Consider the following 11849-nt stretch of genomic DNA (forward strand, 5'->3'; position numbering starts at 1 on the left):
GCCGAGGTCAGCAGGAGGGGTCCGTTCCGGCAGGGGAACGGGCCCCTCCGTCATGGGGCTACGCTCGTGGCATGTCTCGTATCGACGGCCGTACGCCCGAACAGCTCCGCCCCGTCACCATCGAACGCGGATGGAGCAAGCACGCCGAGGGATCCGTACTGATCTCCTTCGGCGACACCAAGGTCTTCTGCACCGCCTCCGTCACCGAAGGCGTCCCCCGCTGGCGCAAGGGCAGCGGCGAAGGCTGGGTCACCGGCGAGTACTCCATGCTCCCGCGCGCCACCAACACCCGCGGCGACCGCGAATCCGTCCGCGGCAAGATCGGCGGCCGCACCCACGAGATCTCCCGCCTCATCGGCCGCTCCCTGCGCGCCGTCATCGACTACAAGGCCCTCGGCGAGAACACCATCGTCCTCGACTGCGACGTCCTCCAGGCCGACGGCGGCACCCGCACCGCCGCCATCACCGGCGCCTACGTCGCCCTCGCCGACGCCGTCGCCTGGGCCCAGGGCAAGAAGCTGATCAAGGCCGGCCGCAAGCCGCTCACCGGCACCGTCGCCGCCGTCTCCGTCGGCATCGTCGACGGCACCCCGCTCCTCGACCTCTGCTACGAGGAGGACGTGCGCGCCGACACCGACATGAACGTCGTCTGCACCGGCGACGGCCGCTTCGTCGAGGTCCAGGGCACCGCCGAGGCCGAGCCCTTCGACCGCAAGGAGCTCAACGCCCTCCTCGACCTCGCCTCCGGCGGCTGCGCCGAACTGGCCGAGATCCAGCGCAAGGCCCTCGAAGGAACTCTGTAGGACGCCACCGCGTCCTTCACGACACGGGCGCACGGGTCGAACCGTGCGCCCCGTCCACGTCTGTACGTACATAGGGGGAGGACCCGAACGTGAAGCGCCGCCGCACCATAGCCCTCGCCGTCGCCACGGCCGCCTTCGCAGTCACCGGCCTGACCGGCTGCGGAGCGCTCGACAAGGCCGCGGACTGCATCAAGACGGCCGATGCCATCGCCACCTCCGTCGACAAGCTCTCGCAGGCCGTGAGCAACGCCTCCAACGACCCCACCCAGATCGAGGAAGCCCTCAACAGCATCGACACCGAGCTGGGCAACCTCAAGAACACGACGGACAACGCGGACCTGTCCAAGGCCGTCGACGACCTCACCAAGGGCGTCGAATCCGTCCGCACGGCGGTCAAGAACGGCGACACCACGCCCGACATCAAGCCGATCACCGATGCGGCCACCGAGGTGGGCAAGGTCTGCACCCCCGGCTAGGGCCTGTCCGGCCCTGGGCCGCGCGTGGTCCGTGTGGCGGGGGCTCGGATAATCGGGGCATGACCCGTCTGATCCTCGCCACCCGCAACGCGGGCAAGATCTCCGAACTCCACGCGATCCTCGCCGACGCGGGCCTCGACCTCGAACTCGTCGGCGCGGACGCGTACCCCGAGATCCCCGACGTCAAGGAATCCGGCGTCACCTTCGCCGAGAACGCCCTGCTCAAGGCCCACGCCCTGGCCAGGGCCACCGGCCTGCCCGCCGTCGCCGACGACTCCGGCCTCTGCGTCGACGTCCTGAACGGCGCCCCCGGCATCTTCTCCGCCCGCTGGGCCGGCACCCACGGCGACGACAAGGCCAACCTGAACCTTCTCCTCGCCCAGCTCGCCGACATCGACGACGCCCACCGCGGCGCCCACTTCGCCTGCGCCGCCGCCCTCGCCCTCCCGGACGGCACGGAACGCGTGGTCGAGGGCCGCCTCCCCGGCACCCTCCGCCACGAGCCCGTCGGCACCAACGGCTTCGGCTACGACCCGATCCTCCAGCCGGACGGCTATGAGGTGACCTGCGCCGAACTCACCCCGGCCGAGAAGAACGCGATCAGCCACCGCGGCAAGGCCTTCCGGGCCCTGGTGCCGGTGGTGCGGGAGCTGCTCTCATAAGTGCGGCCGGGGGGACTCGAACCCCCACGGGTATTACCCCACTGGGACCTAAACCCAGCGTGACTGCCAATTCCACCACGGCCGCTCGCTGCCCGGTCATGCTACTGGCCGGGCAGTCCTGCTCACAGACCGCCGTCGGTCAGGCCTCGATCTTCAGGTCCTTGATGATCTTGGCGACGTGGCCGGTGGCCTTCACGTTGTAGAGGGCGCGCTCGACCTTGCCCTCCTCGTCCACGACGACGGTCGAGCGGATGACGCCCGTCACCGTCTTGCCGTAGAGCTTCTTCTCGCCGAAGGCGCCGTACGCCTCCAGGGTCTTCTTCTCGGGGTCGCTGACCAGCGTGACCTTGAGGTTCTCCTTCTCGCGGAACTTCGCCAGCTTCTCCGGCTTGTCCGGGGAGACGCCGATGACGTCGTAGCCCGCGCCCGCCAGCACGTCCAGGTTGTCGGTGAAGTCGCAGGCCTGCTTGGTGCAGCCGGGGGTCAGCGCGGACGGGTAGAAGTAGACGATGACCTTGCGGCCCAGGTGGTCCGCGAGGGAGACCTCGGTGCCGTCCGCGTCGGGGAGGGTGAAGGCGGGGGCGGTGTCGCCGGGCTGCAGTCGCTCGCTCATGGCTGGCTCTCCTCGGGAAAACTCGCTTACGCGATGAGAGCCTAATGGGGGTCGGGGACAACCCGCGGCGGGGGAAGCTGACAGACTGTCTGTCAACGACCGGAACACCACCGGAACACACCACCGGAAGACACGACCGGAACACCACTACGGAGGCAGCTCGGTGTCGGACGCCAGGACCCCTGCGCAGATCGAGGCGGACATCGTCCGCCGGCGCGAGCAGCTCGCCGTCACTCTCGACGAGATCGGCATTCGGATGCACCCGAAGACGATCATCGGGGATGCGAAGGCGAAGGTCGCCGCCCAGGTCGACCACACCGCCGGCCGCGCGTTCGTGGCCGTCAACCGGGTCGTCTCGGACGTGAAGGCCCGCTTCACCCACGACGACGGCACGCCGCGCCTGGAGCGCGTGGTGCCGGTGGCGGTCGTCGCCGTCGCCGTGATCGGGCTCCTGGTGAGCTCCTCCCGGCGGCACAAGGACTGAGCCGGGCGGGTAGGTTCGTTCCCGTGAGCGAGAACACCCACGACAAGCTGCCCATCCGGATGCTCCACGACCGGATCCTGGTCCGGACCGACACCCCCGAGGGGGAGCGGCGGTCGGGCGGCGGCATCCTGATTCCGGCGACCGCGGCCGTCGGCCGTCGCCTTGCCTGGGCGGAGGTCGTCGCGGTCGGGCAGAACGTCCGCACCGTGGAGATCGGCGACCGGGTCCTGTACGACCCCGAGGACCGCGCGGAGGTCGAGGTGCGGGGCGTGGCCTATGTGCTGATGCGCGAGCGCGATCTGCACGCGGTGGCGGCGGACCGGTTCCAGAGCGCGGACTCGACCGGCCTGTACCTGTAGCCGTAGCCGTAGCCGTAGCCGGAGCGATTGCCGGAGCCGTAGTCCGGATGGCCCAAGGCCCTGGTGACCGGTGTCACCAGGGCCTTTGCCTGTCCTTCGCTAAGCTCGACAGCATCCCGACGAGACGCGCCGTACCGGGTTCACGACAAGACGACGCACCCCTGTTCCGTCTTGCTCGTCTCTCGGAGGTGCGTCGTCATGGCCTGGGTCCTTCTCCTGCTCGCCGGTCTGCTCGAAGTCGGCTGGTCCATCGGCATGAAGTACACCGAGGGCTTCACCCGCCTCTGGCCGAGCGTCTTCACGGTCGCCGGGATCATCGCCTCCATGGTGCTGCTCGCCCAGGCCACCAAGTCCCTCCCCATCGGTACGGCCTACGGCGTCTGGGTCGGCATCGGCGCGGCCGGTGCGGCGGTGCTCGGCATGGTCGTGCTCGGCGAGCCGGCGACCGCCGCCCGGATCTTCTTCGTCTGTCTGCTGCTCGTGGCGGTGGTCGGTCTCAAGGCGACGTCGGGCCACTGACGCCGCCGCCGCCGCCGATGCCGCTGACGGGCGTCACCGGCGCACCGGAGTCCACGGGGGCCGCCGCCACGGGTGCCTCGGTCGGCTGTACGGGTACGGGTACGGGAGCAGGTGCGGATTCGGGCTCGGGTCCCGGCTGCGGCGGTGCCTGCACCGGCTGCGGCACCTGCAGGGGAGGCTCCGCCGGCCTCGCGGGCTCCTCCCGGCGCGGCTCGCGCCGCACCGGCTCGGCGCCCCGCTCCCGTACCGCCGCCGTCCTGGGCACGTGCGCCGCCTTCCCTCGGGGGCGCTGCGGCCCCTCGTACCCCTCGCCCGGATGGTCCGACAGCGGAGGCTCCAGCGACAGCTCCTCCGCGCCCTCCATCAGCCGCAGGTCGAACTCCTTCGCCGGCACCCCGGCCAGCGCGTCCCGCGTGAAGCGGGCCCAGATCTCCGCGGGCGCCCCGCCCCCGTTGATCCGCGGCTGGCCGAGGGCCCCGTACAGCGGCAGCTGGCGGCCCGTCTCCGGGTCCTGGCCCATCATCGCGACCACGGTCGCGAGCTCCGGGGTGAAGCCGGCGAACCAGGCCGCCTTGTCGTCCTCCGCCGTGCCCGTCTTGCCCGCCGCGGGCCGCCCGGCCGCGAGGGCCGCCGTGCCCGTGCCGTCGCGCACCACACTGCGCAGCACGGAGGTGGTGGTGTCGGCGGCCTCGCGGGACAGCGCCTGCCGCCCGTCGGTGTCCCGCAGCTCCAGCTCCTCGCCGTCCCGGGAGACCTTCTCGACCAGCGTGTACGTGCTGTGCCGGCCGTGGTTCGCGAGCGTCGCGTACGCCTGCGTGAGGTCCAGGACGCTCGCGGTGGCCGGGCCGAGCGCGATCGACGGCGTGGCGGTGAGGTCGGGGGTGCGGGCCGGCAGGCCGAGTGCCACGGCGGTGTCGCGCACCCGGGCCGGGCCGACGTCCACCGCAAGCTGCGCGTACACCGCGTTCACCGAGCGGTCGGTGGCCGTGCGGACGCTGATCGGGCCGTAGCTCTCGTCGTCCTCGTTCGCGGGGTCGTAGGGCGCGCCGTCCTCCCCGCTCCAGCCCTGCACCGGGCGCCGGTTGTCCCCGTCGTACACGGTGTTCGGGGTGATCCGCTCGCCCTCCTGGGTCTGCGCCCCGTTCTGCAGCGCGGAGGCGAGCACGAAGGGCTTGAAGGTGGATCCGACCTGGTAGTCGCGGCGGGTGGCGTTGTTGACGAACTGCCGGGTGTAGTCGATGCCGCCGTAGAGCGCCACGACCCGGCCGGAGCCCGGCTCGATGGCCGCGCCCCCGACCCGTACGAAACGGTCGGTGGGATTGCGCCGCGGGTCCAGTCTCGCCGTCACGTTCTCCTCGACGGCCTTCACGAAGGCGTCCTGCTTGGCGCGTTCCAGGGTCGTGGTGATCCGGAAGCCGCCGGCGGCGAGGGTCTTCTCGTCGACGATGCCGTGCTCGGTGAGGTACTGCTCGACGGCCTGCACCAGATAGCCGCGCTGTCCGGACAGGCCGGCGGAGGCGCGGGCCGGCTGCGGCTCGGGGAAGACGGCGGCGGTGCGGGCGGCGGGGGACAGCCAGCCCTCGGAGACCATGCCGTCCAGGACGTAGTGCCAGCGGGCGAGCACCCGGTCGCGGTTCTCGGGGTGCTCGGTCACGTCGTACGCGTTCGGCGAGTTGAGCAGCGAGGCGAGGTACGCGCCCTCGGCGGTGCTCAGGCCGTGGGCGTCCTTGCCGTAGTAGGCGCGGGCGGCGGCCTGCACGCCGTACGCGTTGCGCCCGAAGTAACTGGTGTTCAGATAGCCCTCGAGGATCTCGTCCTTGCTCTTCTCGCGGCCCAGCTTGAGCGCGATGAAGAACTCCTTCGCCTTGCGGGTGAGGGTCTGTTCCTGGCCCAGGTAGTAGTTCTTGACGTACTGCTGGGTGATGGTGGAGCCGGACTGGCGGCCCTTGCCGGTGAGGGTGTTCCAGGTGGCGCGGACCATCGCGCGCGGGTCGACGGCCTGCGAGGTGTGGAAGTCGCGGTCCTCGGCGGCGAGCACGGCGCGCTGCACGCCGAGCGGGACCCGGGCCAGGCTGACGTTCTCGCGGTCGACCTCGCCGTCCCGGGCGAGCTGGGTGCCGTCGCGGTAGAGGAAGAGGTTGGACTGGGCGACGGCGGCGGCGTTGGCGGCCGGTACGTCCACGAGGAGGTAGCCGGCGACGAGCCCGCCGAGCAGGAGCAGCGCGCCGAGCGCGGCGAGGCCGAACAGGCGCCGGAGGAGGCGGCGGAGACGCCGGGGCCGACGGGGTCGGGGGTGGGGCTGGGGGCCCGGGCGTCCGGGGGCGCGCGGTGGGAGGGTCGGGTCGCGGGGCTCCCAGGCCTCCGGCTCCGACGGCAGGGCCTCGCTCGCCGCACTGGTGGGCATACCGGATGAAGGGGACATAACACTACATCCTGCACGCGTGGCGCCGGAAGTCCGCAAAACGACTCGACTCCGCTCCCCGGTCTGGTCCATTCCGCGAGCGGAGCGTCATCCTCTGGCCGCGCATTGTTGTTCACGCGCAACCTGGCTGGTTTGTGAGGGCGCTTGCCGTTCGTACGGAGGCGTGGGCGCGGCAGGGGCGGGTCGACTACAACACCACATCGGCGATGCTGACGGCGTGGAAGAAGACCGAAGAGCTGGCATTCCTGAACGAGGTGTCCTCGGTGCCGTTGCAGCAATGCCTGCGGCACCTGCAGACGGCGTTCACTCATTTCTTCGGCAAGAAGGCGAAGTATCCACGCTTCAAGTCGAAGAAGAAGTCGCGGAAGTCCGCCGAGTACACCACGTCCGGGTTCCGGTTCCGTGACGGGAAGCTGACGCTGGCGAAGATGGCGGAGCCACTGACGATCGCGTGGTCGCGTCCGCTCCCAGAGGGGGCCGAGCCATCCATGGTGACCGTGTCGCAGGACGCGGCCGGGCGCTGGTTCGTCTCGCTGTTGTGCGAGGATCCCGGCGTGAAGCCGCTGCCCGCGAACGGCATCGACGTGGGCATCGACGTGGGCATCGACGTGGGCATCGACGTGGGACTTGATCACCTTCTGACCCTGTCCACTGGTGAGAAGATCGCCCACCCCCGGCATGAGCGCCGTGACCGTGCGCGGATCGCCCGGGCCCAGCACGGAGAACTCCGGGCGGGCAGCCTGCTGCGAAGCAGAAAACCCCACTGCGCGAGCTGTAGGACTCCCCCTTGCTCGCGAGGGGGTGGAAGTCAACCTGTCGTACACCTATGCCGGAAGCCGGATGCCAGGGTCCGCCTGCGAGGAACTCCGGATGCGGCCTGGGAGTCTGTCAGGTATGGAGGTGGAGTGGTGACGGTGCGATGGTGAGCTTCACGTACACGGCGGCGGACGAGGAGAAGAGCCGAGGCGTCCGGCGCATGAAGGCGCTGGCGACGGGCCTGCTCGCCCTGGTCGCGACGATCTTCGCCCTGGCGACCTGGGCGAAGTCCTCGGACGCGGGCGCCTGGGCGGGCTATGTCGCGGCGGCGGCCGAGGCCGGCATGGTCGGTGCGCTCGCGGACTGGTTCGCGGTGACGGCGCTCTTCCGGCGCCCGCTGGGGCTGCCCATTCCGCACACCGCGATCATCCCGACGAAGAAGGACCAGCTGGGCGCCTCGCTCGGCTCCTTCGTCGGCGAGAACTTCCTCTCCGCGGATGTCGTACGGGGCAGGCTGCGCGGCTTCGGCATCGCCCGCCGCCTCGGCATCTGGCTCGCGGACCCGGCCCACGCGGACCGGGTCACCTCCGAACTGGCCGCCGCCCTGCGGGGCGCGCTGACGGTGCTGCGCGACTCGGACGTGCAGGCGGTCGTGGGCGAGGCGATCACCCGGCGGGCGGAGGCGGCGGAGATCGGCCCCGGCCTCGGCAAGACCCTGGAACGGATGGTGGCCGACGGCTCCCACCACCGCGCCGTCGACCTCGTCTGCGCCCGCGGTCACGACTGGCTGATCACCCACCGGGACTCGGTGATGGAGGCCATCGAGGGCGGCGCGCCCGGCTGGACCCCGCGCTTCGTGGACCGCAGGATCGGCGAACGGGTCTACAAGGAGCTGCTCCGCTTCGTGACCGAGATGCGCGACATGCCGGGCCACCCGGCGCGCGGCGCGATCGACCGCTTCCTGACGGACTTCGCCGCCGACCTCCAGGGCGACACCGACACGAGGGCGCGGGTGGAGCGCCTGAAGTCCGAGCTCCTGGCCCGCCCGGAGATCCAGGACGTCATCGCCTCCGCCTGGTCCTCGGTCCGCGCCCTGATCCTGGCGGCGGCCGAGGACGAACACAGCCAGCTCCGCCGCCGCGCCCGCGCCTCCCTGATCTCCCTGGGCACCCGCCTCTCGACCGACGCCCGCCTCCAGACGAAGGTCGAGGGCTGGGCGGAGGACGCCGCGGCCTACGTCGTCACCACCTACCGCGCCGAGATCACCTCACTGATCACGGACACGGTCGCCGGCTGGGACGCCACCCAGACCTCCAAGAAGATCGAGGCCAACATCGGCCGCGATCTTCAGTTCATCCGCATCAACGGCACGGTGGTCGGCGCACTGGCGGGCCTGCTGATCTACACGGTCAGCCACGCGCTGGGCGGCTGACCACGTAGGCCGCTCCGGCCATCGCCCCGGCCACGGAGAACACCGCAGGCCACGCCCCGATCTTCTTCGCGAGCGGATGAGACCCGGCGAAGGCCCCTACATATGCGGCGGTCAGCCCGGCCGCCGCCTTCCCCCCGGCCACCTGCGTCCACTCCCGCGCCGCCACCCCACCGGCCACGGCCAGCACCACTCCACCAAGCGGCCGCTTCTTGGTCCACCGCGCCACGGCGTACCCGCCGACGAGCCCGGCGGCGGCGATGGCGGGGGAGAGGGTACGGGCGCTGGGCATGGCGAGGTCCAATCAGTCGGCGAGGTCTCTCGTACTCACGAGCCTAACGAGAGGCCTGAGGGGTGAGGTTCCTGCGCAGGGGCCGGGGATCGCTCAGCTGAGGGGACCCTTCCGTCCGGTGGGTGGGGGCCCGGTTCGTGGCAGGGGCCAGCGGGACTCATGCCCCGCCGGTCACAGTCGGAGGGCGATGCAAACCCCGCTCACGGGAGTCCTTGGGCCCTGTGGCCGCCTCTGAAGTCACAGGAGTTCACACCCGCCCCATTTCGGCTGAGGATTGCCGACTTTGCTCGGCCGGGTCGGTGTCGTGGGAGGGGCTCCCTTTTCCTCGGCTCAGTCTTCGAGCGTCTTGGACAGGGCCTCGGTGATCATACGGGTGGCGAAGTCGGGGTCGTCGGTGAGGCGGTTGATGTGCTCCGCGAGCAGAAGGGCGGTGGCTTCGAGGGGAGTCAGCTCCTCCTTGGTCCAGTCTCCGTACTGCTTTCGCCAGAGGTTGGGGCTGAGGCCGGTGCCCGCGGCGACGACGAGGCCGGCCATGGTGGGGATGGCCTCGGGCCGGACGCTCTTGTGCATCATGCGCATGGTGCCCACGAGGTTGGGCACGACGTACTCGATGACGTCCTTGTCGTGGTCCTCGTAGGCCATCCGCAGCCACTGCATGAACATGTAGATGAGCGTGCACGCACCGTCCAGCACGTCATCGGCTCCCCCGGGACCCAGGGAGGCCGCGACCTGGGCGACCCACGACCGTTGTTCGGGGTCGGTCCCGTCCTTGCCGTTGCGGATGGCCGTGAGCTGAGAGTCGATCATCATGAGCGCGGTGCCCACGTCGCCGACGGGAGCGTGCCGGGGGTGACAGGGAGATGGCACAGGGACTCCTCCTGTTATGACCGCTGTGGGTAATGCGGTGCGTTCGTACGGTAGTCGGCGGTAGGCCCGAGGGTCAGGGAAATCCCACGGATCGCTCCCCGGTACCGACTCCGGAAGCCCTTCACGCGCCCCACCGTGATCACGCACGCCCCCTGGGCGAACCCGTCCGCGCCGAAGCCGCCCGGGAAGCCACTCGAAACTCCTCTGCCGTCACCGGAGTTCACTCCTTCCACGCTCGGGATGGAGGCGCGCACTTGGCCGCTGTGCCGGGTCACCAGCGAACCATCCGTCACATGGGCTCGACTCCGTTCCACCGGCGGCGACCGATGTGCCCGCCTGGCCTCGACGGTCCGCCGGCGGAACCTTCGCCTCAGTGCGCCGCCGTGGTCTGCGTCGCCCTGTACAGGGCCGACTTCCTCACGGAGGTCGAGGGGGCCGCGGCTTCGACTGGACCGAGTGCCGCGCAGAGTTCGGTCTGCCGCCGGACGTGATCGGCGTGTACGCGGGCGAGGACGTCGACCGTGAACAGTACCTGCGGCTGCTGTGCGCGTGCGATGTCGGCGTCTTCCTCCCCCAGATGCGGGAGGGCTGGAGTCGCTGCGCGGCCGTGGCCCTGCTGCTCGGCCTGCCCTGCCTGATCCCCGGTGGCCGGACTGGGCGACCTCGCCTCGCACTGGTCGTCGTTGAAATAAAGCGACCGCATTCGGTTGCGACATCGAAGGAGGAGGCGCTCAACAATGTTCCGCGGGATTAGTCAGACTTCAGGGAGCGCACGACTACGAGGCCGGTCAATCATTTTGGCCGGCCTCGGCATTCTGTTGCGGCTGTCGCCGATCGATATGATCAACCGCGAAGATATGCGTAGATGGCTGAAGCTATTGCCCGCCCCAGCGGGATAGGTACAGCGTTCCCGATCTGAGTCGCGATCTCGGTCTTCGACCCACACCAGCGAAATTCCGCCGGGAAGCCCTGGATGCGAGCAGCCTCGTAGTGGGTGATCGGGCGGTCCTCGACCGGATGCAGGTATCTGCCTTTTTCGGGTTTGAAGAACTCGGTTCGAATGGTGACCGAGGGCTCTCCGAGGCGGAGGCGTCCCATGACATCCCCTGTGCCGCTGTTGTGCTTGTCCCAGCTTTCGGTCGACAGATACTTCACCGGAGTTCGCACGCCGGGGGGATTCTTGCTGTCCAGGAGAGAGATCTGACCCGTCTCGTCGACGGTGAACCACTTCCCGCGCAGGTCCTTCCGGTTACCACCGCGAGGGATGGCCTTGTAGCGTGCGATCGAAAGCAGCTCGGGATTCCTCCCGAAGTGAAGGTCCGTCGTTGTGAATGCGCCCGGCATCATGGCATCGACGTCTGGAATGTGGTCCTTGTCATCTGGCAGCTCGGTTCCCCGGATCTCAAGCTTGGAGGACTCCGCGAAGACGCTGTCCACAGGCTTCCAGAACGAGAACCCCATGTCGACGCCATCCAGCTGCCCGGGCATGTCGTTGGTCCGCCTGGGGCGGCGGACATGGGTTCGCGGCGGGTAGGACATGGCACGACCATTGTCGAGATCGCGACGAACGCCGATGACGATGGCCCTGCGACGCGCCTGAACCGCACCGTAGTCGGCAGCGTTGAGGAGGTAGCGACTGTTCCGCTTCTCCTCGGTGTCCGATGCCTCGATGCCGGGAGGGGCGACGAGCTCGTAGTTCTCGAGCAGGCCTCCCTTCTTCACCTCTTGGAGCAGGTTCCGAAACTCGTCCGACTTGAGGAACCGGTCGACGTTCTCGATGACGAACACCTTGGGACGGATCGCTCCCACGATGCGCACGTACTCTTCCCAGAGACGATTGCGCTCGCTGCCCTTCTTCTTGCGGTTCAGCGCGGAGAAGCCCTGACAGGGCGGGCCGCCGACGATCACGTCTGCATGGAGTGCTTCCGGAGTCGGTTCCCATTCCTCGATGTCGCCGAGGTGTACCCGTGCCCCCGGGCGTGACTGGTCCGGGCGACCCGTGCCGAAGTTGACCGCATAGGTGGCAGCCGCAGCCTTGTTGTGCTCGACTGCCGCGATGCTGTGGAAGACGGGTCCGCCGCCGTCCCCGCTGTCCGGCCTGAACTCGTGAAACCCCTGGGTGAAGCCGCCGCAGCCGGCGAAGAGGTCCACGACGGTGATGGGCTCG

General features: G+C 69.7%; 12 protein-coding genes, 1 tRNA gene, 2 pseudogenes and 1 riboswitch. Of the genes and pseudogenes, 9 read left to right on the forward strand and 6 right to left on the reverse strand.

Annotated features, from left to right (window positions below; genetic code table 11):
- Positions 1-71: 71 nt before the first annotated feature.
- The 3 genes from rph to rdgB all read left to right on the forward strand — a co-directional run bounded on the left by rph (position 72) and on the right by rdgB (position 1941).
- Positions 72-803 carry a ribonuclease PH gene (rph, locus tag AB0M18_RS11490; RefSeq protein ID WP_265869068.1) on the forward strand — a complete coding sequence of 244 codons (732 nt, stop codon included), beginning with the start codon at positions 72-74 and terminating at the stop codon, positions 801-803.
- 107 nt (positions 804-910) lie between these two features.
- Positions 911-1279: a hypothetical protein gene (locus tag AB0M18_RS11495; RefSeq protein ID WP_365756978.1), complete on the forward strand. Its 369-nt coding sequence runs from the start codon at positions 911-913 to the stop codon at positions 1277-1279.
- A gap of 59 nt (positions 1280-1338) precedes the next feature.
- Positions 1339-1941: an RdgB/HAM1 family non-canonical purine NTP pyrophosphatase gene (gene rdgB, locus AB0M18_RS11500; protein WP_365756639.1), complete on the forward strand. Its 603-nt coding sequence runs from the start codon at positions 1339-1341 to the stop codon at positions 1939-1941.
- A 1-nt stretch (position 1942) separates the two neighbouring features.
- Here the strand turns inward: rdgB and AB0M18_RS11505 are convergent.
- Positions 1943-2026, reverse strand: a tRNA-Leu gene (locus AB0M18_RS11505).
- Between the two features lie 54 nt (positions 2027-2080).
- Positions 2081-2554: a thioredoxin-dependent thiol peroxidase gene (gene bcp / locus AB0M18_RS11510; RefSeq protein WP_365756640.1), complete on the reverse strand. Its 474-nt coding sequence runs from the start codon at positions 2552-2554 to the stop codon at positions 2081-2083.
- A 163-nt stretch (positions 2555-2717) separates the two neighbouring features.
- Here bcp and AB0M18_RS11515 point away from each other — a divergent pair, with 163 nt between their 5' ends.
- From AB0M18_RS11515 to AB0M18_RS11525, 3 genes are all read left to right on the forward strand, one after another.
- Positions 2718-3038 carry a DUF3618 domain-containing protein gene (locus AB0M18_RS11515; RefSeq protein WP_365756641.1) on the forward strand — a complete coding sequence of 107 codons (321 nt, stop codon included), beginning with the start codon at positions 2718-2720 and terminating at the stop codon, positions 3036-3038.
- 23 nt (positions 3039-3061) lie between these two features.
- A complete protein-coding gene (locus tag AB0M18_RS11520) occupies positions 3062-3397 on the forward strand; it encodes a co-chaperone GroES (protein ID WP_265869063.1) in 336 nt (111 codons plus the stop codon).
- A gap of 98 nt (positions 3398-3495) precedes the next feature.
- Positions 3496-3557, forward strand: a riboswitch (guanidine-III (ykkC-III) riboswitch).
- 38 nt (positions 3558-3595) lie between these two features.
- The gene (locus tag AB0M18_RS11525; protein ID WP_365756642.1) at positions 3596-3916 is read left to right on the forward strand and encodes a multidrug efflux SMR transporter; all 321 of its coding nucleotides are present in this window, start codon (positions 3596-3598) and stop codon (positions 3914-3916) included.
- Here AB0M18_RS11525 and AB0M18_RS11530 read toward each other — a convergent pair.
- Positions 3894-6320, reverse strand: a complete 2427-nt coding sequence (locus tag AB0M18_RS11530) for a transglycosylase domain-containing protein (RefSeq protein WP_365756643.1) — start codon at positions 6318-6320, stop codon at positions 3894-3896. The genes AB0M18_RS11525 and AB0M18_RS11530 overlap by 23 nt on opposite strands.
- 158 nt (positions 6321-6478) lie before the next feature.
- Between AB0M18_RS11530 and AB0M18_RS11535 the strand changes: the two are divergent.
- Together AB0M18_RS11535 and AB0M18_RS11540 are read left to right on the forward strand one after the other, a co-directional pair.
- Positions 6479-7054: pseudogene (locus AB0M18_RS11535) on the forward strand (transposase); the annotation flags it as partial.
- A gap of 203 nt (positions 7055-7257) precedes the next feature.
- Entirely contained in the window at positions 7258-8526 is a 1269-nt protein-coding gene (locus tag AB0M18_RS11540; protein ID WP_365756644.1) for a DUF445 domain-containing protein, read from the forward strand.
- Here AB0M18_RS11540 and AB0M18_RS11545 read toward each other — a convergent pair.
- Positions 8504-8815: a hypothetical protein gene (locus tag AB0M18_RS11545; RefSeq protein WP_365756645.1), complete on the reverse strand. Its 312-nt coding sequence runs from the start codon at positions 8813-8815 to the stop codon at positions 8504-8506. The two genes, AB0M18_RS11540 and AB0M18_RS11545, sit on opposite strands and share 23 nt — an antisense overlap.
- Positions 8816-9145: 330 nt before the next feature.
- Positions 9146-9682, reverse strand: a complete 537-nt coding sequence (locus AB0M18_RS11550; RefSeq protein WP_365756646.1) for a hypothetical protein — start codon at positions 9680-9682, stop codon at positions 9146-9148.
- A 368-nt stretch (positions 9683-10050) separates the two neighbouring features.
- Between AB0M18_RS11550 and AB0M18_RS11555 the strand changes: the two are divergent.
- Positions 10051-10353: pseudogene (locus tag AB0M18_RS11555) on the forward strand (glycosyltransferase); the annotation flags it as partial.
- Between the two features lie 172 nt (positions 10354-10525).
- On the opposite strand, the gene AB0M18_RS11560 reads toward AB0M18_RS11555, so the two are convergent.
- Complete coding sequence (locus AB0M18_RS11560) at positions 10526-11833, reverse strand: DNA cytosine methyltransferase (RefSeq protein WP_365756647.1); 1308 nt, start codon at positions 11831-11833, stop codon at positions 10526-10528.
- Positions 11834-11849 lie beyond the last annotated feature (16 nt).

Origin of the sequence: Streptomyces sp. NPDC051909, from assembly GCF_040681095.1 — a bacterium.
GTDB lineage: Bacteria > Actinomycetota > Actinomycetes > Streptomycetales > Streptomycetaceae > Streptomyces.